Source organism: Providencia sp. AGC89, from assembly GCF_053543535.1.
In genome coordinates, this window is record NZ_JBIXLP010000091.1 from 240,049 (window position 1) to 264,316 (window position 24,268).

The 24,268-nt window shown below is 41.0% G+C and carries 21 protein-coding genes and 2 tRNA genes; 1 reads left to right on the forward strand and 22 read right to left on the reverse strand.

What is annotated here, in order from left to right:
• Positions 1-216: 216 nt before the first annotated feature.
• From aroG to ACIPUA_RS20925, 4 genes are all read right to left on the reverse strand, one after another.
• A complete protein-coding gene (aroG, locus tag ACIPUA_RS20910; RefSeq protein WP_449060100.1) occupies positions 217-1,272 on the reverse strand; it encodes a 3-deoxy-7-phosphoheptulonate synthase AroG in 1,056 nt (351 codons plus the stop codon).
• Positions 1,273-1,638: 366 nt separating this feature from the next.
• Complete coding sequence (pnuC, locus tag ACIPUA_RS20915; RefSeq protein WP_181469142.1) at positions 1,639-2,361, reverse strand: nicotinamide riboside transporter PnuC; 723 nt, start codon at positions 2,359-2,361, stop codon at positions 1,639-1,641.
• A gap of 85 nt (positions 2,362-2,446) precedes the next feature.
• Positions 2,447-3,487: a quinolinate synthase NadA gene (gene nadA, locus ACIPUA_RS20920; protein WP_449060101.1), complete on the reverse strand. Its 1,041-nt coding sequence runs from the start codon at positions 3,485-3,487 to the stop codon at positions 2,447-2,449.
• Between the two features lie 674 nt (positions 3,488-4,161).
• Complete coding sequence (locus ACIPUA_RS20925) at positions 4,162-5,022, reverse strand: hypothetical protein (RefSeq protein ID WP_449060102.1); 861 nt, start codon at positions 5,020-5,022, stop codon at positions 4,162-4,164.
• 403 nt (positions 5,023-5,425) lie between these two features.
• On the opposite strand from ACIPUA_RS20925, the gene ACIPUA_RS20930 reads away from it, so the two are divergent.
• Entirely contained in the window at positions 5,426-6,295 is an 870-nt protein-coding gene (locus ACIPUA_RS20930) for an aminoglycoside 6-adenylyltransferase (protein ID WP_129466779.1), read from the forward strand.
• A 463-nt stretch (positions 6,296-6,758) separates the two neighbouring features.
• Here ACIPUA_RS20930 and ACIPUA_RS20935 read toward each other — a convergent pair.
• The 18 genes from ACIPUA_RS20935 to ACIPUA_RS21020 all read right to left on the reverse strand — a co-directional run bounded on the left by ACIPUA_RS20935 (position 6,759) and on the right by ACIPUA_RS21020 (position 24,244).
• A tRNA-Lys gene (locus ACIPUA_RS20935) sits at positions 6,759-6,834 on the reverse strand.
• 34 nt (positions 6,835-6,868) lie between these two features.
• A tRNA-Lys gene (locus tag ACIPUA_RS20940) sits at positions 6,869-6,944 on the reverse strand.
• Between the two features lie 287 nt (positions 6,945-7,231).
• A complete protein-coding gene (gene cpoB, locus ACIPUA_RS20945; protein WP_449060103.1) occupies positions 7,232-8,014 on the reverse strand; it encodes a cell division protein CpoB in 783 nt (260 codons plus the stop codon).
• 22 nt (positions 8,015-8,036) lie between these two features.
• Complete coding sequence (pal, locus tag ACIPUA_RS20950) at positions 8,037-8,534, reverse strand: peptidoglycan-associated lipoprotein Pal (protein WP_004909091.1); 498 nt, start codon at positions 8,532-8,534, stop codon at positions 8,037-8,039.
• Positions 8,535-8,579: 45 nt separating this feature from the next.
• Complete coding sequence (gene tolB, locus ACIPUA_RS20955) at positions 8,580-9,872, reverse strand: Tol-Pal system beta propeller repeat protein TolB (protein WP_042848275.1); 1,293 nt, start codon at positions 9,870-9,872, stop codon at positions 8,580-8,582.
• Between the two features lie 145 nt (positions 9,873-10,017).
• The gene (gene tolA / locus ACIPUA_RS20960) at positions 10,018-11,136 is read right to left on the reverse strand and encodes a cell envelope integrity protein TolA (RefSeq protein WP_042848278.1); all 1,119 of its coding nucleotides are present in this window, start codon (positions 11,134-11,136) and stop codon (positions 10,018-10,020) included.
• A 51-nt stretch (positions 11,137-11,187) separates the two neighbouring features.
• A complete protein-coding gene (tolR, locus tag ACIPUA_RS20965; RefSeq protein ID WP_004256786.1) occupies positions 11,188-11,610 on the reverse strand; it encodes a colicin uptake protein TolR in 423 nt (140 codons plus the stop codon).
• A 17-nt stretch (positions 11,611-11,627) separates the two neighbouring features.
• Positions 11,628-12,311, reverse strand: a complete 684-nt coding sequence (tolQ, locus tag ACIPUA_RS20970; RefSeq protein ID WP_042848280.1) for a Tol-Pal system protein TolQ — start codon at positions 12,309-12,311, stop codon at positions 11,628-11,630.
• The gene (gene ybgC, locus ACIPUA_RS20975) at positions 12,308-12,703 is read right to left on the reverse strand and encodes a tol-pal system-associated acyl-CoA thioesterase (protein ID WP_042848281.1); all 396 of its coding nucleotides are present in this window, start codon (positions 12,701-12,703) and stop codon (positions 12,308-12,310) included. Before ybgC ends, tolQ begins: the two co-directional genes overlap by 4 nt.
• 134 nt (positions 12,704-12,837) lie before the next feature.
• Positions 12,838-13,125: a cyd operon protein YbgE gene (gene ybgE / locus ACIPUA_RS20980; RefSeq protein ID WP_042848283.1), complete on the reverse strand. Its 288-nt coding sequence runs from the start codon at positions 13,123-13,125 to the stop codon at positions 12,838-12,840.
• A 5-nt stretch (positions 13,126-13,130) separates the two neighbouring features.
• The gene (gene cydX, locus ACIPUA_RS20985; RefSeq protein WP_004909083.1) at positions 13,131-13,244 is read right to left on the reverse strand and encodes a cytochrome bd-I oxidase subunit CydX; all 114 of its coding nucleotides are present in this window, start codon (positions 13,242-13,244) and stop codon (positions 13,131-13,133) included.
• 11 nt (positions 13,245-13,255) lie between these two features.
• Positions 13,256-14,395: a cytochrome d ubiquinol oxidase subunit II gene (gene cydB, locus ACIPUA_RS20990; RefSeq protein ID WP_042848285.1), complete on the reverse strand. Its 1,140-nt coding sequence runs from the start codon at positions 14,393-14,395 to the stop codon at positions 13,256-13,258.
• A gap of 13 nt (positions 14,396-14,408) precedes the next feature.
• Entirely contained in the window at positions 14,409-15,977 is a 1,569-nt protein-coding gene (gene cydA / locus ACIPUA_RS20995) for a cytochrome ubiquinol oxidase subunit I (protein ID WP_042848286.1), read from the reverse strand.
• An 840-nt stretch (positions 15,978-16,817) separates the two neighbouring features.
• Entirely contained in the window at positions 16,818-17,690 is an 873-nt protein-coding gene (gene sucD / locus ACIPUA_RS21000) for a succinate--CoA ligase subunit alpha (RefSeq protein ID WP_042848287.1), read from the reverse strand.
• Entirely contained in the window at positions 17,690-18,856 is a 1,167-nt protein-coding gene (gene sucC / locus ACIPUA_RS21005; protein WP_042848289.1) for an ADP-forming succinate--CoA ligase subunit beta, read from the reverse strand. Before sucC ends, sucD begins: the two co-directional genes overlap by 1 nt.
• Positions 18,857-18,987: 131 nt before the next feature.
• A complete protein-coding gene (odhB, locus tag ACIPUA_RS21010) occupies positions 18,988-20,199 on the reverse strand; it encodes a 2-oxoglutarate dehydrogenase complex dihydrolipoyllysine-residue succinyltransferase (RefSeq protein WP_042848291.1) in 1,212 nt (403 codons plus the stop codon).
• Between the two features lie 14 nt (positions 20,200-20,213).
• Positions 20,214-23,027, reverse strand: a complete 2,814-nt coding sequence (gene sucA, locus ACIPUA_RS21015; protein WP_042848293.1) for a 2-oxoglutarate dehydrogenase E1 component — start codon at positions 23,025-23,027, stop codon at positions 20,214-20,216.
• 500 nt (positions 23,028-23,527) lie between these two features.
• Positions 23,528-24,244 carry a succinate dehydrogenase iron-sulfur subunit gene (locus ACIPUA_RS21020; RefSeq protein ID WP_042848294.1) on the reverse strand — a complete coding sequence of 239 codons (717 nt, stop codon included), beginning with the start codon at positions 24,242-24,244 and terminating at the stop codon, positions 23,528-23,530.
• Positions 24,245-24,268 lie beyond the last annotated feature (24 nt).

Below are 24,268 nucleotides of genomic sequence, written 5' to 3' on the forward strand. Positions count from 1 at the left end.
AAAAAATATTAAACAATGAATTAATATAAAATTATATTAATAAAAACATCTATATTGTAATGGTAAGGTGTTTTTTGGTACAACCCTTTGATTCTATCTGCAAAACCGATAGTTTTTATTTAAGGTGCTAACCCAACTTAAATGGATTGATATCATAAAAAAAGCGAGTTTAATAAATAAACTCGCTTTAACTTTATTGAGTGAACGTGGTCTTGATTACTTGTTACGACGGGTAATCACTGCATCTGCTAATTGGCGTAATACTTTTTCTGTATCATTCCATCCAATACAAGCATCAGTGACACTTTTACCATAAATTAATGGCTCACCGGACTCTAAATTTTGATTACCCTCTACAAGGTTACTTTCAATCATAACACCTGTAATTGAGCGGTCACCATGACTAATTTGTTCACTTACATTGGTAGCCACTTCCATCTGTTTTTCAAATTGTTTACAGCTATTCGCATGGCTAAAATCGATCATAATACTGGGTGCTAAGCCGGCTTTTTCTAAACCTGCACAGACTTCTTTTACATGCTTAGCACTGTAGTTGGGTTCTTTCCCGCCACGCAAAATAATATGGCAATCAGGGTTACCACTCGTATTGACTATCGCAGAGTGCCCCCATTTGGTAACTGATAAGAAACAGTGGGCTGAACGGGCAGAGTTTATTGCATCAATCGCAATTTTAATCGTCCCATCTGTCCCGTTTTTGAAGCCAACAGGACAGGATAAACCTGATGCTAATTCACGGTGAATTTGTGATTCAGTGGTGCGAGCACCAATCGCTCCCCAACTCATTAAATCAGCAACGTACTGAGGGCTAATCACATCCAAAAATTCACCTGCGGTAGGTAAACCTTGGTTATTGATCGTTAATAATAATTCACGAGCTATACGTAAACCTTCGTTAATATCAAAGCTATGGTCCATTTTAGGGTCATTAATTAGCCCTTTCCAACCCACAGTTGTACGCGGCTTTTCAAAATACACTCGCATGACAATCTCAAGTGAATCTTTTAATTCTTCGCGTAGCTTACCTAAACGCTCTGCATACTCTAAAGCCGCTTTAGTATCATGAATAGAACAAGGGCCAATCACCACCACTAAACGATCATCTTTACCCGCTAAAATATTGTGGATTGCAAGTCGTGCTTCATGAACGGTAAACGCAGCTTTATCAGTTGCTGGAAATTTTTCAAGTAAAGCAATTGGTGGTAATAATTCTTTTATTTGTTTAATTCTGACGTCATCGTTCTGATAGTTCATACCCGTATATCCAATGTTTATTATTTTTTACTGTCGTTGATTTGCATGCCAAGTTTCTTCAAGTTACCCGCGCTAGAGCAAAGCATTAAGCAAGCAGATGAAAGCCTTCACTGCGCTTCAAAAGTTAACTGAAAATTGAAAAGATAATTAGCATCGAATTTTTAATCTAACTGTTCAACCGACGTCTGTAAACAGGCAAACGCACGATAAAACCATGGTTTTACCGTGGGCTGATTATAAAATGAGGTTTAATGTTGATATTTAGCACGATAAATAGGTTAAATACCGATTTTACAGAGCAAAAAATAACTAAAACGGCTAAACGACGATAATGTCACTTTAGCCGCTTTAAGCGATTTTTTCTGGTTAAGTTCGTGATATTGGTGAGGAGCCGTTCTCTTTGGCTGATTTTATCCAAAGTCTAGAGCCATTAACCGCGATACCTAATAAAATTAAGTATTCTAAAGACATTGCATAAACACCCTGAATAAAGAAAATCACGATACTAATCACGTTAATAATGACCCACAATAACCAGTTTTCAACATACTTACGCGTCATCAAGATCATTGCTACAACCGAAAGTACTGTCATTGCAGAATCCCAAAATGGAAATGCATCTGGTTCTATGGCTGGCATTGCTAAGTTTGCGCCAAATAAATTCAATAATTCAACGGCCCATATCGCTAACACACCAAATACAGCATCAATATTAAATGTTAAGTAAACGATAGCTAAAATAGAAACCACGAGTGTGGCCATGGCTTTTGGGAAGCTCAACCAGCGAATTTTTAACTCCGCTTGTTGTGAGCTGGTCACTCGGGTCCATGCGTACCAACCATAAATATTCGCAACAAAGAAAAATATCTGTAAGAGCAGGTTTGCATATAATTGGATTTGAAAAAATATGACAGCAAACAATGAAACATTAATTAAACCAAATAGATAGTTAATCGTTTTTTCAAAACTAGCCAGTAAGATACAGAGCAGCCCTGCAACCGTCCCCACCGCTTCAATATAAGACAAATCATAAACAGAACCCCAAAGTGGGATTTGCACTAATGTATTGGCTGTACTAAAGAAATCCATCCCAAAACCCTTTATGATTGATAGTTAATGTTGTATTGCTCAGTACTGAATTAGAATATAGCTAACATATCACGCTAACTTATTTTTATTTTAGACTCTCGGCAAACTCTAGCATCTTATTCAAAGGCAGCAATGCTTTTTCGCGTAAACTTGCACTTACCTCAATTTGATGATTTTGAGTATGGCCTTCTAGAGCCTCTGCAATTGCCTGTAACCCGTTCATCGCCATCCATGGACAGTGTGCACAAGTACGACATGTTGCGCCCTCACCAGCAGTTGGAGCAATATATAGCGCTTTATCAGGGCATGCTTGCTGCATTTTATAAAAAATGCCTTTATCCGTCGCTACAATCATTGAAGGGTTAGGTAGTGCTTGTGCCGCTTTGATTAATTGACTTGTTGACCCGACGGCATCAGCAAGGTCAACAATAGCTTGTGGGGACTCAGGATGAACTAACACTGCTGCTTCTGGGTAAAGCGCTTTCATTTTTTCCAATGACTGTGTTTTAAATTCATCATGAACAATACACGCACCTTGCCAGCACAAAATATCAGCCCCTGTTTGTTGCTGTACATAGCGACCTAAATGACGATCTGGAGCCCAAATTATTTTTTCACCTAAGCTATCAAGATGCTCAATCAATTCTACCGCAATACTGGATGTAACCACCCAATCGGCACGCGCTTTGACCGCTGCTGAAGTATTTGCATAAACGACAACAGTTCTGTCCGGATGTGCATCACAAAAACGAATAAACTCCTCTTCTGGGCAGCCAATATCAAGAGAACATTGGGCATCTAGAGTTGGCATTAATACGTGTTTTTCAGGGCTGAGTATTTTAGCGGTTTCCCCCATAAACTTTACCCCAGCCACGACTAAAGTTGAAGCTGGGTGCTTAGCCCCAAAACGAGCCATTTCTAATGAATCAGCAACGCAGCCCCCCGTTTCTTCCGCTAACGCCTGGATTTCTGGGTCTGTATAGTAGTGCGCAACAATAACTGCATTTTTTTCAACCAAAAGAGATTTGATCCGTTGGCGATAAAATGTTTTTTCATCCGAGCTTAATAGTGCCGGTTTTGCTGGAAATGGATATACTGACTGATCAAAATCGATAAACACGCTCATTTCTTGCCTCTGTTTAGCATAAAGCGATTTTAATGCTTCAAATAAGTTAAGACCGCAAAATTAGCCGCTTTTTGTTTTATATACTAAACAAGATACCCCACTTTACGAAAGAAGTCTCCACCCTTTTTCAGTTATCAAGCATCATTTTCCCCTTACGGTTGCTTTTCTTTAAAAGATATAAAAGTGAAAATTATTCTTTAATTAGATAGAAGCCGATAACGCCCTACTTGATTGGTCATTACACTTGTACTTTTGGTAAGAATTGCAGTGAACTATAAAATTCGACTACAGTTTTAGCATATCGCAAAATAATCGTTCTGATTCATCAGTTTTAAACTGCCATTATATTGAAGTAACTAGAACTCATTGCTTCACTTGATACTCTAATATGATGATACTGACGCATTTTTGGGATATCTAGAATGGTTCAGGGCTGCCATCCCCATTTATCTGTGATTGATTTACCAACGCTGATGTTATGAGCACAGGCAAATCAACCGCAGAAAGTTGTGGTAATGATTAGTTAGGCGGCTTTAAGTTTTAATTTACTTTGCCATAATATTACTATAAACCCTTAGGTGTATAATACCTCCTCTATTCAGGAGGCTAAATTAGCTATGTGATTTCAATACCACGACAAGTAGAGTAAAAATTTATTTTCACCACCCGCCGAGTTACATTGTAGGTAGAAATGAAATTAGTACTTTAGCACCATTACTAATATTTATATTATCACTTATTTTATTTAACAATGCTTGTTCACTGCTATATAAACTAACAATATTTTCTATCAATTTAATTCCTTCATTATAAAAACCTAAATTCTCCATATCTTTATCTTTGATTGATTTGTCTTGTTTTAATGATTCTTTTTTTAAACTATCATTTGGCGTATCAGTATTACCCAAATTTTCAGTCATTATTTTAGGCTTATATTCAACAAACTCACCAACTTCCCCTCCTGTTTCTTCATACTCTTTTATTTCATTTATTTTTCTAGATATTAATGCTACTGGCTCCCTTATTTTGGCCAAAGAGGTATGGAAATCTAATGTATAATCTTTAGCTTGATTTGTTTTTTTTGGGGAGTTTTGTTTAAACTTAGATGGCAGCCTATACAAAGAATAGTTAATAGTAGGATAATTACGAATACTTAATGCCACATTACTATAGATTCCTGTTATCTCTGATGGAATATTTTTTATTTTCACTGGTTCATCAAGATAGGGTTCCAATTTACCTTTTAGTTCCATATATGTGTCCAATCCCCCCTTAACTCTATCAATATATTCATTAACCCTATCAATATATTCATTAACCCTATCAATATATTCATTAGCTACATCATGTTTATCGATTGTTTTTTTTAGATTTGATATTTCTTCAGTTAATGATTTTAGTTCTTTATAATAAGCTGGTATTTTTTCATAGATATATTCAAAATTTTCCTTCAATTCTAAATAACTTTTATTCCTTCTACGAATACCCTCTTTACGCTCTTCCTGAGTATTGCTCCCCTGAAAAATAGCATTCATTTCAATTCCTTTTGAAAAAAAACATGATACTGATTAAATTATATTAACCTAAAATAAAATACAAATTTTATTTTATTATGTTAAATAAAGAAGAATAATTCTAAATTATATGCATGACTTAAATTCAATTTAAGTCATGCATTATCCTAATGTAAATTTTTCTCGTAAAAATGCGAATAGTCGAGAAAAACCATATCACTTTTTCAACAAGTCCACATTAATACTTGAGATGACTATACAATAAGGTCTCCTCTACTTTGCTCTATAACCTTCGTTTTTCACTTACTAAGCATAGACTTTAATCATTTTCGTGCCTTTTCTACACTTTTTACGTTTGTCCTTTAGCTTTTCACTCATTTTATCGGTATCGTAGCCATTCTTATCAAATTTAATTAGGCCAGTTATGGAATTACCTGTATCTATTATAAATAAAATTATATCCATTTCATTACTCGACCCAAGAATCGAAGCTGTGGTACTCACAGGCTCACGAGGAAGAGAGCAAGATGTTGATAATTACTCCGACATTGACATTGAGTTAATCGGTCACGGTGTGACAGAAATATTTAACCAAAAACATTGGGTTGACCATTTTGGCTCCTCTTTAGCAGTTCTACATTTACTCAATCAAGAAGAGGACGCACCAGATTGGCCGACATGTTTAGTTATATACGAGGAAGGTCGCAAAGTTGATTTCACATTTGCTGAGCCTGAACGCTTATATAAAATGAAACGTGAGGGGTTAGATGCGACATTCTCTCGCGGGTTTATTGTTTTGTTAGATAAAACTGGGATCACTGAAGGGCTACCAAAAGATGCCAATTTGCTATCTTTAGCACCAACACCGTTAACAGAGACTGAGTTTTCACAAACCGTTACAGACTTTTGGCACGAAGCCCATCAAGTCGCCATAGCATTAACCCGTGAAGAATTATGGGTGGCATGGTCAAGAAGTGCCGATATGAAGCACTATTTCTTAACGCTACTTGAGCACCTTGTAACCATACAAGGTAAGCATGTTTGGTATAATGGCCGTAAGTACCATGAATGGATGCCACAAAAGTACATACAGGCACTAGAAATCATTTTTAATTGCAGTACCTCAGAAAAAGCTGCCTTGTCATTGCAATGTTTAATGCGTTGTTTTGATGAGGTGAGTATCGACCTTGCCAAGTTACAGGGCTTTTCTCCTGCGCATAATTTAGCAAAAAAAATGCAAATGTTAGTCATTGGCTTTTTACAAGATAATGGCTTGCTACCTGAAGGATTATAATTAATTAGCGTAGAGTACAGCGAAAAAAGGCGATTTAATGACTATCTTTACAAAACAATGAGTTCTTTTATTTTGACTTTCAAAAGATGACTCATTTAACGGTATAACTGTATACAAGAGTTACCCTCAGTTAAATAAACCATCCCTTTTGAGCCCCAACACCAGGGGCTATTTTTTTATCTTGTCACTTTTCAGTTTATCTCAGTCATATTTAAGTCACTAACTAATTCATGCACTTTTTAAAGGTATGCTTAGAACCATTGCGCGCTTGCCGAGGTATGGATTGCCGACTGAGTATTTACGGGGTAGTGAATTGGCTTGCGCTGCTGTTGAGATGGTGGGTCGTGCAGGATTTAAATTCTACGAATTTAGCCTGCGGCCTGAACCTGCAACCAGCTTGCCGAGGTATGGATGCCGACTGAGTATTTACGGGGTAGTGAATTGGCTTGAATTGCTGTTGAGATGGTGGGTCGTGCAGGATTCGAACCTGCGACCAATTGATTAAAAGTCAACTGCTCTACCGACTGAGCTAACGACCCATCTGAATTGCTTGAATTGTTTGTTTCTTTTAGATGGTGGGTCGTGCAGGATTCGAACCTGCGACCAATTGATTAAAAGTCAACTGCTCTACCGACTGAGCTAACGACCCATCTATATAACTTTTCTAACTAATCACAGCTTCTTACCCTTCGGGTTGAACCTGCAACCATCTTAATAAAACTCAATCATCTACCGACTGAGCTAACAACCCATCTAAAACTATATTTCTTCTTTGTATCTCGAGGTTTTCGGCTAACCGTATTCTCGTATCAACGGCGGCTTATATTACTGATTTCTGACGATGGTGCAATGTTTTTTTTACTAAAATAGATTGAATGCGCACTTATCATACTGATAACCCCGAAATATTCGGCAATATTGCTTCGGGGTTAGTAATTAAAGTGTACTCAACTTTTTTTCTGCTAATTTTGAGCCTGCACTGTTTGGATATTGCTTTAACACCTGTTGGTAAACAGCCTTTGCTTTATCCTTTTGCCCTTTGTCTTGCATGATCAGCCCAACTTTATATAAAGCTTCACTGCTTTTCTGAGATTTAGGATATTGCTTAACTACAGTTGCAAAGTAAAAAGCCGCGTCATCTTTGCTGCCTTTGTTGTAGTTTAACTGCCCCAACCAATAGTTGGCGTTAGATTGATACCCAGACTTAGGGTAGGTTTTGATAAACCCTTGAAGCGCATTAATAGCCCCATCAATTTGGGCTTTTGATTTGCTTTCCATTGCAAGCTTAACTGCCGCATTATAATCATCTTTCTCATTTCCACCTGTATTAGCTGATGCAGCAGGTGTAGTTGAAGAAGATACATTTGATGCACTAGTGTCAGGTGTTTCACCTGTATTGGCAGAATTGCCGTCACCCGAGCCATTTAATTGCATATACAAATCTTTTTGACGCTCAATAACTTGATTCAATTTATATTCACTTTCTTGAATCTGACCACGTAACATATCTATGTCGCGTTGGTTATCGGCAAGCTGTTGCTGGATTTGATACATAATTTGGCCTTGAGAATTAACCGCAGTCTCAAGTTGGGTAAGACGGTCTGTTGTTGAACCAGATCCGACATTGTTGATTGGCGCTTGGGCAATAGCGGCCCAAGGGGCCGCTACGCCAACCAATAACGACAGACCTACAATTAGATGTCTGAAGTTACTGTTCATAATAGATAATTTCTCTTATCTATTAGTATGCAATGACTGCACGACGGTTTTTCGCGTAGTCTGCTTCAGTGTGACCTAACACAGCTGGTTTTTCTTTACCGTAAGAAACCAGTGAAACTTGGTCACCAGAAACACCTTTGCTTTGCAGATACATTTTAACTGCATTAGCACGACGCTCGCCCAGCGCGATGTTATATTCTGGAGTACCGCGCTCATCCGCATGACCTTCAACAACAACACGTACAGATGGGTTGCTACGTAGGAATGCTGCATGCGCATCTAACATTTCCGCATACTCTGGAGATACGTTGTATTTATCGAAACCAAAGTAAACAGTGTTGTTTTGTTGCAGCTGTTCCATTTGCTGACGTGCCAGCTCTTCCGCAGACAGACCAGTGTTAGTTTGGTTAGTAGAAGTATCTACGCCATCTTGGTCATTGTTTTTGTTAGAGCTACAAGCTGCGACTGCCATGATTGGTAATGCGATCATCAGCCCTTTAAGCACTTTATTCAGTTGCATCGTTTTGATCCTTAATATTTTTTTGCCACACATTATTATTATGCATCACAGATACGGCGACCAGGCAGGGAATTTTACCTGTCCATCGGTAGCCGGAAGACGCGCTTTGAAACGCCCGTCGGTCGAAACTAGCTGCAATATAGTCCCCAAGCCTTGAGAGGAGCTATAAATTACCATAGTGCCGTTAGGTGCGATACTCGGCGTTTCATCTAGGAACGTTTTCGTTAAAAATTCAACGTTGTTCGTTGCCAGATCTTGTTTGGCGACATGTTGCTGACCGCCGCCGGAGCTGACCATCACTAAGAAAGTACCATCCGGACTAACATCAGCGTCCTGATTTTGTGTTCCTTCCCAAGAAACACGTTCAGGGCTGCCACCATTAATATTCATTTTATAAATCTGCGGACGTCCCGCCTGATCTGAAGTATAGACTAAAGTTTGGCTATCCGGCATCCAGCTTGGTTCAGTATTGTTGCTACGACCATCTGTTACTTGACGAATTTGCCCACTCGCTAAGTCCATAACATATAAATTCAAGCTGCCTGTTTTAGACAGTGCGAATGCCAGTTTTGTCCCATCAGGAGAGAATGCAGGTGCCCCATTGTGACGTGGGAATGATGCAACCTGACGGACTGCTCCTGTAGAAAGAGTTTGAATAACAAGCGCTGAACTACCGCTTTCAAAAGTGACATACGCGAGTTTTTCGCCATCCGGTGACCATGCTGGCGACATTAAAGGTTCTGGTGAACGATGAACTGTAAACTGGTTAAACCCATCGTAGTCAGAAACTCGTAATTCATATGGATACTGACCGCCTTTGTTAACCACAATATAAGCAATACGCGTGCGGAATGCACCACGAATACCGGTTAGTTTTTCAAAGACTTCGTCACTTGCAGTATGAGCTGCATAACGTAACCATTCTTTAGTGACTTTATATTGGTTCTGAGATAAAACAGCACCTGGGTTAGCTGCAACATCAACCAGTTGATAGCTGACAACAAAGCTACCATCTGCGGCTGGCTGCACTTGCCCTACAACCACTGCATTAATACCCAATGCAGTCCATGCTTCTGGAGTTACTTCAGAGGCTGTACCGGGTTGCTGAGGCATACGACTTGGTTCAATAGGGTTAAATTTCCCGCTATTACGTAAATCAGAACCTACGATTTGGCCTACTTCCTGTGGGGGTGCTCCAGCACCTGTCCATTTAAAGGGTACGACACCAATCGGTTGAGCTGAATTAACACCTTCAGTGATCTCAATACGTATTTCAGCCTGAGCCACTGTCGCCCATAGCATTAGGAACCCTAAAACTACTTTAAAAGCCTGCTTCATTCTTGTCTCCCTTACTACGGATTGTTTACCACCGCAATAATTCGCTGAATTTTAACAAAGGTATAATAACAAAACTAGATACCACACAAACTATTTATTCTAATGCGATAGATTTTTCAATACAGATAGCTCTGACTTACTTAAATCAAGGTTTAAAATCGACGACGATACCTTCCCTCTTAACCCTTTCAAAAATTTTATCTGAATCGGGTCTTGGCATCGAAGCTAACTTCGCAGCTCGAATTGCCGCATCACATAACGCAGCGTCGTTCGTCGGGTTATTTTTAGGTTTAATCCCCATCAAAGCGCCATCCCGTGCGAGCACCAATTGCAATTCGCAAGTCCGCCCACGATAAGTATCTGAATCATAGAACTTACTTTGGATTGCCGCTTTTACCTTACCTGCATAGTTATCAACATCTGCGTTTGAGGCTCCTGATTTTTTACCGCCACCAGTTCCAGCAGAAGCTTGGCCGCCCTGTTTACTTGGCCCAGAAGCAGTTAAATCGCCGAGTAAATCATCTACAGAAGCCGCATTTTTTGCCGCCTCTGCTTTCGCTTTCGCTGCTTTAGCTTTCGCTTCTTTATCTGCTTTCTCTTTCGCTTCTTTATCCGCTTTAGCCTTAGCTTCCTTGTCTGCTTTTATTTTAGCTTCTTTATCAGCCTTTTCTTTGGCTTCTTTTTCTGCTTTTTCTTGAGCTTCTTTCTCTGCTTTAGCTTTAGCCGCTTCGGCTTCTTTTTTAGCTTGAGCTTCAGCTTTCGCCTTTTCAGCTGCCTGCTCTTTAACTAATTTTTCCTTTTCAGCTTTCGCTTTCGCGGCAGCTTCTTCCGCTATTTTTTGCTCTTCCTTGGCTTTTTTAGCGGCTTCTAATGCTTTTTTCTGTTGCTCTTCAGCTTGTTTTTGTTGCTTAGCGGTATCTCGTTCAGTTTTGATACGCTCTTGTTCAAGCTGTTGCAGGCGTTTTTGTTCCTTTTCTTGCTGCTCTCTTAGCTCAGCCTCTTGTTTTTGTTCTTGCTCTTTACGCTCTTTAGCTGCTTGTCTGACCATGTTTTGTTGTTTTTGCATTTGTTCATATTGCTCAACAACCACGCCAGGGTCGACCATCACCGCATCGATGACAGTCCCTTCTTCCCCGCCACCACCAAGTTTGACGACGGAAACTAAAGAGCCTATAACAATCAAGCCAATCAATATGATGTGCAATACAACAGACATCACTAATGAACGGTTTAGGTTATCTTTTTTCTCTTTTGACTTTCCCACTCTGGTATCCAAAAAAAGAATTGTGACTTATTCAAACCACAACAACCCAGCCTAGATAGGCTGAGTCATCAAGCCGACAGATTTTATCCCTGCACTGTGCAAAATATTCAGAGCCTTAATAACTTCTTCATAAGGCACCTCTTTTGCACCACCAATTAAGAAAATCGCTTTTGGGTTTTTCTCTAATTGTGATTTCGCTTCAGCAGCAATCTGTTCTGGTGGAAGCAATTCTAATACCTCACCATCGAGCCGCATATTATACTGCCCAACACCCGACACCTCTAAAATTATAGGTGGGTTGTCACTTGATGATACGGTTTGTGTATCTGTTGCATCCGGTAATTCAACTTCCACACTCTGGGAAATAATGGGTGCCGTTGCCATAAATATCAGTAACAGCACCAACAAAACGTCCAGCAGTGGAACGATGTTGATTTCGGATTTCAGCTCACGTCTGCGACTAGTGCGCGCCATTCGCTTATCTCCTCAACTTATTTCTTATCAGCAGAGAATGCTTGACGATGCAAGATGGCTAAAAACTCTTCCATAAAGTTATCGTAAGTTTGCTCTAACTTATTGACTCGTAAGTTCAAGCGGTTGAAAGCCATAACCGCAGGAATCGCTGCAAACAAACCTATCGCGGTTGCGATAAGTGCTTCGGCGATCCCCGGAGCAACCATCTGTAATGTTGCTTGTTTTACCGCACCCAAAGCAATAAACGCATGCATAATTCCCCATACTGTCCCGAATAAACCAATATATGGGCTAATCGAACCAACAGTACCTAAAAATGGGATATGTGCTTCTACTGACTCTAATTCACGATTCATTGATATACGCATCGCGCGTGATGCACCAGTAACCACCGCATCTGGTGCGTGAATATTTGCCTGATGTAAACGAACGAACTCTTTAAAACCGGAGTGGAAAATTTGTTCAGCTCCGCTCAATTCATCACGGCGAGCTTGGCTTTCTTTATATAAGCGCGATAGCTCAATACCTGACCAAAACTTATCCTCAAATGCCTCCGCCTCACGGGTTGCAGCATTTAAAATTTTCGTTCTTTGAATAATAATGGCCCATGATGCAATAGAAAAACCGATCAAAACGAACATAATGAGCTGAACCAAAAGGCTCGCTTTAAGGAATAAATCCAGGATATTCATGTCAGTCACTGTTTAAACTCCGCGACAATAGACTTAGGAAGCGCAATCGGCTTCATTTTTGATGTGTCCACACAAGCAATTAGGGCATTAGCCCCACAAAGCAGGTTACCTTGTGAATCAACTAACCTTTGATGAAAAGTTAATGAGGCACGTTTCATTTCAACAATTTGCGTCTCAACCTCCAACAGATCATCTAGCTTTGCCCCTTTTACAAAATCAATTGTCATGCTACGCACAACAAAACCAAGGTTATCAGCAAGCATACTTTGTTGGTTGATTCCTTTATTTCGCAACATTTCGGTTCTTGCTCGCTCAAAAAATGCTAAATAACGCGCATGATAAACTACACCGCCCGCGTCTGTATCTTCATAGTACACGCGAACTGGCCAGCGAAATAACATAACAACCACTCCGTCTTAGGTTAAATTAACTAACGGTGCCACTATACGCAAGACAGTGCCAGTTTGGAATCACTTTGAAAGTAAAGATATCAAAAATAATTATGGGTCCATTGACCCACAATTAGCAATTAGAATTATCTAAAGACTTGTAAAAGTCCCCAAATAAGAATGATGGCAGCCGGTAATGGATGGAAAATCGCACGCCAAATGACTTTTTGGGGTTTGAAACCAACACCAAAAATCATCGCACTGCAAGTTGCCCAAATTAATAACAGCCCTTGCCAAATTTGGAATGAACTGGTTTTTGCAGCAAATAGAGATGGGTCCCACATCACTGCACCAGCTGTAACTAAAGCTAAAATAAGGATAAGGGCCCTTAACGGCCCCTTATCCAATAGCTGATAGGTTTTATCCACCAGCATTTTATTTACTCACCATCTTTAGCTGCTTTAGAGTCTTCAGAGTGCTCTAATGCTAGTGCTGCAATCACTGCAAAACTACAAGCTAACAGCGTGCCGAGAATCCAGGCGAAATACCACATAGTTATGCTCCTTAATACAGTGAATGCTTGTTGCCTTCGATGAAGTTTTTGTCCAGACGACCAAACATTTTGTAGTAACACCATGCGGTGTATGCCAGTACGATTGGAACAAAGATAGCCGCGACAACTGTCATGACTTGCAGTGTGAACAAGCTAGATGTTGCATCCCACATGGTCAAGCTTGCATTTGGCATAATGCTTGAAGGCATGATGAATGGGAACATTGCTACACCACAAGTTAAAATGATACAAGCGATAGTTAATGAAGAGCTCACAAACGCCCAACCATTTTTGTCTGCTTTACTGAACAGCATAGTCAGTAGTGGCAGCGCTAAACCCAGTGCAGGCAGAGCCCACAGGATTGGGTAAGTATTGAAGTTAGTCAACCAAGCCCCTGAAACAACCTCTACGGTTTTATTCAGTGGGTTTGATACCGCATGGTGATCAATCGCTGAAGTGATAACATAGCCATCGATACCCATTACTAACCAAACACCAGCACCCGCAAACGCTAACAGTGTGACTAATGCACAGATATAGGTTGCTTTACGTACACGTAGGTACAGCTCGCCAGTGGTACGCATTTGCAGATAAGTTGCACCTTGGGTAACAATCATCATTAAACCAACCACACCCGCTAACAGACCATATGGGTTCAGCAGACCAAACAGGTTACCTGTATAGGTTAAGTACTGTTGGTTATCAATTTGCAGTGGGACACCTAATAATAGGTTACCAAATGCAACACCGATAACTAATGGTGGAACGAAACCACCGATGAACAGACCCCAGTCCCACATGTTACGCCATTTTGGGTTCTCCAGTTTTGAACGGTAGTCGAAACCCACCGGACGGAAGAACAAAGCAGCTAACACTAAAATCATCGCGATATAGAAACCGGAGAATGATGCCGCATAGACTTGTGGCCATGCAGCAAACATCGCACCACCCGCAGTGATTAACCAAACTTGGTTACCATCCCAGTGCGGTGCAACGGCATTAATCATGATACGGCGTTCGGTATCTGTTTTACCTAAAATAGGTAATAAGAAGCCAACGCCCATGTCAAAGCCATCCGTGACAGCAAACCCAATCAGTAATACACCGATAAGGATCCACCACACAAACCGAAGAACTTCATAATCAAACATAAGTGGCTCCTATTTACTGAACGTCGTGTGCAGAAGTGTTTTTCTGTTCAAAGTGGTAGCGACCAGTTTTCAGGCTACTAGGCCCTTTACGAGCGAATTTGAACATTAAGAACATTTCAGCAATTAAGAACAGTGTGTACAGACCACAGATCAATACCATAGAGAAGATCAGGTCATGGGTCGTTAAATTAGAATGAGCAACCGACACCGGTAATACTTCACCAATTGCCCAAGGCTGACGACCATACTCTGCAACGAACCAACCTGATTCAATTGCAATCCATGGTAGTGGAATACCAAACAGTGCAATACGTAACAGCAGTTTGCTTTGACCAATTTTGTTACGGACTACTGACAGGAATGCCCAGCCAATAATTAATAACAACAGGAAGCCAACACCAACCATGATACGGAATGCCCAGAACAGAGGCCCTACGTTAGGAATACTGTCTTTTACTGCTTTTTGAATTTGCGCTTCTGTCGCATCAACAACATTTGGTGCGTATTGTTTTAACAGAAGACCATAACCGAGATCTTTTTTGCTAGCTTCAAATGCAGCACGCAATTCAGGATCTTTATTTCCAGCTAACAGTTCTTGTAATTGACCATATGCAACCATACCGTTACGGATACGAACTTCGTGTTGTTTCATTAGATCTTTCAGACCTAATACTGGCGTATCAACAGAACGAGTTGCAATGATACCCATCGCCCAAGGAATTGAGATAGCAAACTTGTTTTCTTGCTTCTCAGTATCTGGCCAAGCGATTAAGTTAAATGCAGCAGGAGGCGCATGGGTTTCCCACTCAGCTTCAACCGCAGCGAGTTTAGTTTTCTGAACGTCACCCATTTCGTAACCTGATTCATCACCAAGAACGATAACAGATAGAACCGCAGCAATACCAAAACTAGCAGCAATTGCAAAAGAACGCTTAGCAAAAGCAACATCACGACCTTTAAGTAGGTAGTAAGAGCTGATACCTAAGATAAACATTGCACCAGTACAATAACCTGCAGCCACTGTGTGGACAAACTTAACTTGCGCAACTGGGTTTAAGACTAGCTCAGAGAAGCTAACCATTTCCATACGCATTGTTTCAAAGTTGAAGTCAGCTGCGATCGGGTTTTGCATCCAACCATTCGCCACTAAAATCCACAAAGCAGAGAAGTTAGAACCTAAAGCAACTAACCATGTTACAGCAAGGTGTTGAGTTTTGCTTAAACGATCCCAACCAAAGAAGAATAAACCAACAAAAGTAGATTCTAAGAAGAACGCCATCAAACCTTCGATTGCCAGAGGCGCACCGAAGATATCTCCAACGTAATGAGCATAGTAAGACCAGTTAGTCCCGAATTGGAATTCCATGGTCAGACCCGTTGCAACACCTAGGGCGAAGTTAATACCAAATAACTTACCCCAGAACTTAGTCATATCTTTATAAATTTGCTTGCCAGACAGCACATATACCGTTTCCATGATCGCAAGCAAAAACGCCATACCGAGCGTTAATGGCACGAACAGGAAGTGATACATTGCAGTTAAGGCAAACTGTAATCGTGACAGTTCGACAATATCAAACATCTTGACTCCTTGCTCCTAGCAGGAAGACACCGACTTGCGGCAACCCAGCTTCCAGATTAAATTTCGAAGAAAGCCTCTTAACTACCAGCAAAAAATGCCTCAAAACAACAAATAATTAACAAAACCAAAAGAAAGAACAATACTATAATAATAGTACGCCTATCTTCACATACAATAAACTTCTTTTACGTGACTCAGATTTGAATTCTGAATTTACATCAATAATTATACCCTTTAATAGAAAATAGAGTATTTGATCGTGCACCAATTTAAGCAATTTCGACAAATAAAGCTAGAGGTAATAAATTGATTTACGTCAATTTTTTTCCTATTGTTAATTGATTTGCATACCAGTCAATTAATAGTTATTCACTTGTTAATGTACTGTTATTGGTATTGATATAAATGTTCTTATTTTTTCTAAAGATTAACAAAAAAATATAATCTTTTTATTAAGAAGTCTAAAAAAGAATATTTAATTTCTAATAGTATCTTATTTCAAAGCTATTATGAATTTTATTAATATACGAACTTATCTCAACTAAAATCATATATTCGGTTAATTAACTTTTCCCAATAATTATAAAATTGACCTGACACAACTTTCTCGTTTTTTGCTTAAAATGGGCTTTGTAGCCCACCAAAGCTATGGAGCATTTTCACAGATAGCCGTACCTGTACTCGTATCTTTTAATATTTTTAAGTATAGACACTCTTTGCCAGAAATCCTTATCCTCTCTCCAGAAATTACACTAACGGCTTTTAAAGCCATAAAAAAACCCGTACTCAAATAAGCACGGGCTTTCGTCTCTTACGGCTGCTAGTTACCTAGCGGATCATTTACTTATTCAGTAATGATTTCACGGCATCGCCGATGTCTGCAAGGCTACGAACGGTTTTCACGCCCGCAGCTTCTAATGCAGCAAATTTCTCATCCGCAGTACCTTTACCGCCAGCAATGATTGCGCCAGCATGGCCCATACGTTTACCTTTCGGTGCCGTTACACCAGCGATATAACCAACTACTGGTTTAGTTACATGCTCTTTAATATAAGCCGCAGCTTCTTCTTCCGCGTTACCACCAATTTCACCGATCATGACAATCGCTTCAGTTTGTGGGTCAGCTTGGAACATTTTCAGGATATCAATAAAGTTTGAACCTGGGATTGGGTCACCACCGATACCAACACAAGTTGATTGGCCTAAACCTGCATCAGTAGTTTGTTTTACCGCTTCATAAGTCAGCGTACCTGAACGTGAAACGATACCGACTTTACCTGGCATATGAATGTGACCAGGTTGGATACCAATCTTACATTCACCTGGAGTGATAACGCCTGGGCAGTTAGGGCCGATCATGCGAACGCCAGCTTCATCCAGCTTCACTTTCACAGTCAGCATGTCCAGAGTTGGAATACCTTCAGTGATGGTGATAATCAGTTTAATGCCTGCATCGATAGCTTCTAAGATAGAGTCTTTACAAAATGGCGCTGGCACATAGATAACAGACGCAGTTGCACCTGTCGCTTCAACCGCTTCGCGAACTGTATTGAACACCGGCAGACCTAAGTGTGTTGTACCACCTTTGCCTGGTGTAACACCACCGACCATTTTTGTACCATAAGCAATCGCTTGTTCTGAATGGAATGTACCTTGACCACCAGTAAAACCTTGGCAAATCACTTTGGTGTTTTTATCGATTAAAATAGACATTATTTAGCCTCCGCTGCTGCTACTGCTTTTTTAGCTGCGTCAGTCAAGCTGTTAGCAGCGATAATGTTCAAGCCGCTGTCTGCCAGTTTCTTAGCACCTAATTCAGCATTGTTACCTTCTAAACGCACAACTACTGGTACATTTACGCCAACTTCTTCAACTGCACCAATGATGCCGTCTGCAATCAGGTCGCAACGAACGATACCACCAAAGATGTTAACAAAAACGGCTTTCACGTTTTCATCAGAAAGAATGATTTTAAATGCTTCAGTTACACGCTCTTTAGTTGCGCCGCCACCAACATCTAAGAAGTTTGCAGGTGCGCCACCGTGAAGTTTAACAATGTCCATAGTTCCCATTGCTAAGCCTGCACCGTTAACCATACAGCCAATGTTACCATCTAATGCAACATAGTTGAGTTCCCACTGCGCTGCTTGAGCTTCGCGCGCATCTTCTTGAGATTCATCACGTAGTTCACGGATTTCTGGCTGACGATATAGCGCATTACTGTCGATGCCTAATTTGCCATCTAAGCAAACTAAATCACCCGCAGTACTGATAACCAGAGGGTTAATTTCTGCTAAAGCTAAGTCACGCTCAAGGAATAAAGTTGCTAGACCCATAAAAATTTTAGCAAATTGGCTAACTTGTTTACCTGTTAAGCCTAATTTAAATGCCAATTCACGGCCTTGGAAAGGCATTGGGCCAGTCAGTGGGTCGATAATTGCTTTATGAATTAATTCAGGCGTTTCTTCAGCAACTTTTTCAATTTCCACACCACCTTCAGTCGATGCCATGAAAACAACACGACGAGTGCTACGGTCAACAACCGCACCTAAATACAACTCTTTATCAATGTCAGTCGCTGTTTCAACAAGAATCTGGTTTACTGGTTGGCCGTTAGCGTCTGTTTGATAAGTCACTAAGTTTTTACCTAACCAGTTTTCTGCAAATGCTTTAACTTCGTTAATATCGCTAGTGACTTTAACGCCACCTGCTTTACCACGTCCGCCTGCATGTACTTGGCATTTAATTACCCATGGGCCATTGCCAATTTTTTTAGCAGCGTCTACGGTTTCAGCGACTGATGAACAGGCATAACCTGTTGGTGCAGGCATCCCATAACGTGCAAACAACTGTTTTGCCTGGTACTCGTGTAAATTCATGATGTTCTATCCATAATTGAGTCTGAAGAGGCGTTTATTCGCCTCCTGCAATTGTTACTGATTTAGCAACCCGCAAGCGGGTTGCATCGGTTACTTCAGACCGGGCAGGTTGTTCCTACCCTGTTATGTTGCTATACGTCCAGCAGTAAACGAGTTGGATCTTCCAGCATATCTTTGATAGCGACTAAGAAGCCCACTGACTCACTACCATCGATTAAACGGTGGTCATAAGACAGCGCTAAATACATCATAGGAAGAATCTCTACCTTACCATTTACAGCCATAGGGCGGTCTTTAATGGCATGCATGCCTAAAATTGCGCTCTGTGGTGGGTTAATGATAGGTGTAGACATCAGAGAACCAAATACGCCACCGTTAGTGATAGTGAAGTTACCACCACTTAAGTCTTCAACAGTTAATTTACCATCGCGACCTTTAACAGCCAGTTCTTTAATTTTTTTCTCGATATCTGCCATGCTCATTGCATCAACATCACGTAGAACTGGAGTTACCAGACCACGAGGCGTAGAGACGGCAATGCTGATATCAAAATAGTTGTGGTAAACCACATCGCTGCCATCAATAGAAGCGTTAACTTCTGGATAGCGTTTCAGTGCTTCTACCGCAGCTTTAACATAGAAGGACATAAAGCCTAAACGTACACCGTGGCGTTTTTCGAATGCTTCGCCATATTGTTTCCGTAAGTCTTTAATTGGTTGCATGTTAACTTCATTAAATGTTGTCAACATTGCAGTGGTGTTTTTCGCTTCTAACAGGCGCTCTGCGATACGTTTACGTAAACGTGTCATTGGTACACGTTTCTCGCTACGGTGTGCTAACGGCGCTTGTGGTGCAGCAGGTGCTGTTGCTGCTGGAGCTGCTGATTTATTTGCTGCTAAATGTTTTTCAACATCTTCACGAGTCAAACGACCACCAACACCCGTCCCTTTAATGTCAGCTGGGTTCAGGCTATGTTCTGCAATCAAGCGACGAATAGCTGGGCTCAGAGCGTCATTACTTTCAGTCTCTAGGCTTGCAGTTTGGCGTTGTGCTGGCGTTGCTTCCTGTGCATCTTTAACTTCAGCAGGAATACCTGAGCTATCACCTAAACGAATACGACCTAACAGTTGTTTAGATAATACCGTCGCGCCTTCTTCTTCAACGATAGCTTCTAACACACCTGCTTCACTTGCAGGCACTTCTAACACCACTTTATCTGTTTCGATCTCAACCAGGACTTCGTCACGCTGAACACTATCACCTGGTTTTTTATGCCATGTGGCAACCGTGGCATCTGCAACGGACTCAGGAAGATCGGGAACAAGAATTTCTACGCTACTCATTTTCTATCCTTTAATTATTCAATGTTCAAAGCGTCATTAACCAGGGCTTTTTGTTGTTCCTGGTGAACGGACGTATAGCCAACTGCTGGTGATGAAGAAGCAGCTCGACCTGCATAACGTAAAGTAGCCCCTGCTGGGATAGCTTCACGGAAATTATGTTGACTGCAATACCAAGCACCTTGGTTTAATGGCTCTTCTTGACACCATACAAAGTCTTTAACATCAGTAAATTGCGCCAACGCTTTTTGGATATCATCGTGTGGGAACGGATACAACTGCTCAATACGCACGATAGCAACGTCAGTTTGTTCATTCTTACGACGTTGTTCTAACAGATCGTAATAGACTTTCCCTGAACACAGAACGACGCGTTTCACATTTTTCGGATTGATTTCATCGATTTCACCGATAACTGGTTCGAATTTGCCATTCGCCAGTTCATCCATACTAGATACTGCTAATGGGTGACGGAGCAGAGACTTCGGTGACATCACAATCAGAGGACGACGCATGCCACGTAAGGCCTGACGACGTAACATGTGGTAAACCTGAGCTGGTGTTGATGGAACACATACTTGCATGTTTTGATCAGCACACAGTTGGAGATAACGCTCTAAACGTGCAGATGAGTGTTCTGGCCCCTGACCTTCATATCCATGTGGCAGTAACATTACAAGGCCACACATACGACCCCATTTTTGCTCACCAGAGCTAATGAATTGGTCGATAACAACCTGAGCACAGTTTGCGAAGTCACCAAATTGCGCTTCCCAAATCGTCAGAGCACGTGGTTCAGTCGTCGCATAACCATATTCAAATGCCAATACTGCGTTTTCTGTTAGGACAGAGTCCCAAACGTTGAATACGCCTTGACCGTTATGAATATTTTGTAATGGAACATAGACAGAACCGTTAGTTTGGTTATGAATAACCGCATGGCGGTGGAAGAATGTACCACGACCCGCATCTTCACCTGACAAACGAACAGGAACACCTTCATCAACCAATGTTGCATAAGCTAAAGTTTCAGCCGCACCCCAGTCGAGTAATTTTTCGCCTTTCGCCATTTCAGCGCGATCTGCATAAATTTTCTCAACACGAGACTGAGCAACAACACCTTCAGGAATAGTGCTAACTTTAGTTGCCAATTCAGTTAAACGTTTGATATCAACGGTCGATTTATATGATTCATCCCATTCATGGTTCAAATACGGAGCCCATGTATAAGAATTGAGTCCCATTTCACGGTACTCTTCAACCACACAATTACCTGCATCTAAGGCATCACGGTACAGATTGACCATTTCAGTCACATCATTAGCACTCAACACGTTCTCTGCAATTAAACGGTCCGCATAAATTTTACGTGGTGTTGGATGCTGTTTGATTTTTTGATACATCACAGGCTGAGTTGCACTTGGCTCATCCGCTTCGTTATGACCATGACGGCGATAACACACTAAATCGATCATCACATCACGTTTAAATGTATTACGGAAATCTAGCGCTAAGCGAGTCACAAATGAAACGGCTTCAGGATCATCAGCATTCACGTGGAAAATAGGCGCCTGCACCATTTTCACGATATCAGTACAGTATTCAGTTGAACGGGTATCTTTCGGATTTGAAGTAGTAAAACCAATTTGGTTGTTAATAACGATACGTACAGTACCGCCAACTTCATAACCACGAGCCTGAGACATGTTCAGTGTTTCTTGAACAACACCCTGACCGGTAACTGCGGAGTCACCATGAATAGTGATTGGTAACACCATGTTGCTGCGACCTTCGTCCAAGCGATCACGACGAGCACGCACTGAACCAATTACCACAGGGCTAACAATTTCAAGGTGAGATGGGTTAAATGCTAACGCTAAGTGAACACGAGAACCGGCGGTTTCAAAGTCAGACGAGAAACCTTGGTGATATTTAACGTCACCCGCACTTGAATGGTCTTTATGTTTACCCGCGAATTCATCGAATAATTCACCAGGTTTTTTACCTAGGATATTCACAAGAACGTTTAAACGACCACGGTGAGCCATCCCCAGAACAACTTCACGAGTATCCTGTTTGCCTGCGTGGTGAATTAAATCTTTCAGCATTGGGATCAGGGCATCACCGCCTTCCAATGAGAAACGTTTAGCCCCTGGGAATTTAGCCCCGATATAGCGCTCAAGGCCTTCAGCGGCGGTGAGTTCCGCTAAGAAACGTAATTTTTCTTCTTTAGAGAAAACTTTTGCAACATCAACTGACTCAAGACGTTGTTGAATCCAACGTTTTTCTTCAGTATTTGTGATATGCATATATTCAGCACCAATCGAACCGCAATAAATGCGTTTCAAGTGCTCATATAGCTCACTGAGTTTCATGGTTTCTTTGCCAATAGCAAATGAACCCACGTTAAAGGTTTCGTCGAAATCTTCTTTCGTCAGATTATGGAATGCTGGGTCTAAATCTGGAACAGATTCGCGTTTCCAAAGCCCTAACGGGTCAAGATTCGCATTCTGGTGCCCGCGGAAGCGGAATGCATTTATTAACTGCAAAACTTTGACTTGTTTTGCATCGATAGCTGGATCGCTAACAGAAGTGTGATAACGCGTAGAGTCTTTTGCTAAGCGGCGGAAGTAATCGCGCGCTTGGGAGTGGAATTGTTCACCACTAGTACCTAAAGTAGCACCAGGAAGTTGCTCAAAAATGGCTTTCCACTCGGCATCTACAGAGTTAGGGTCAGTCAGATAATCTTCATAAAGCTGTTCTATATATGTCTGGTTCGCGCCTGCCAGAAAGCTTGAATCCAGCCAGTCCTTCATTACGCCGTTCTGCATTGTGATCCCTTAAGCTTTAAAAGCTTTAGTTTTCGCCGTGGTTAACTAATTACCGCATTTAAGCGGCCTCGATAAAGGTTCTCTTGGACGTGCTTTATGCATGTTCTCTCTTTGGGAGGCCCTTTATCAGTAAGGGTTTCCCTTTTAAGGAACCTTTAAAAACTGGCTACGGTTTTTAAAGGCCCCTATGCTTGGGCTGTCGTCTTCATCTTTTTTTGCAGTTGGCTATTTTTTCTACTTTTTACTGTTACTTTCTTTGCTTTCACTTTTTTGCGCTTTTGTTATGACAACGTTTTATTAAGTGCTACATTTTATATATGACAATGTTACTTTCTGATGCTCGTTGTGGGTATTTCGTTTTCGCGCTTTTGTGACCTTAAGCGCTATTTAAATTAAAAACCCTACTTTACTTTACGCCCTATTTTTAAGTTATGTATTTATTTTGTGCTATTCCCATTTTAACCCGTAGCACTTAAGCACTACGGGTTAAATATTCACTATCAGGCAGTATGTTTTAGCAACATAGATTTAATATGACCGATAGCTTTTGTTGGATTTAGCCCTTTAGGGCATACATTGACACAATTCATGATGCTATGACAGCGGAAAACACTAAAAGCGTCGTTCAGATCATCTAATCTTGAATCCGTTTCAGTATCGCGGCTATCGATCAGGAAGCGGTATGCTGCCAGCAAGCCCGCAGGCCCAATAAACTTATCTGGATTCCACCAGAAAGATGGGCAAGAAGTCGAACAACAAGCACATAAGATACACTCGTATAAACCATCAAGTTTTTCACGTTGTGCAGGAGTTTGTAAATTCTCACGAGCAGGAGGGTTCTTATTATCATTAATAAGATATGGGCGGATTTTTTCGTATTGGGTATAAAACTGAGTCATGTCGATAATCAGGTCGCGCACAACAGGCAAACCTGGTAACGGACGGATAACAATTTTTTTCCCACCACGGATTAAAGCGGACAATGGTGTGATACACGCCAGCCCGTTTTTACCGTTCATATTGACACCATCAGAACCACAGACACCTTCACGACAAGAACGACGGAATGACAGTGTTGGGTCCTGTTCTTTAATTTGGATCAACGCATCCAACAGCATCATGTCACGCCCTTCTGGCACTTCGAGGGTGTAATCTTGCATGCGTGGGGCGTTGTCCACATCTGGATTATAACGATAAATCGAAAATTGTAGTTTCATAGTTTATTTCTCCGCAACTGGATT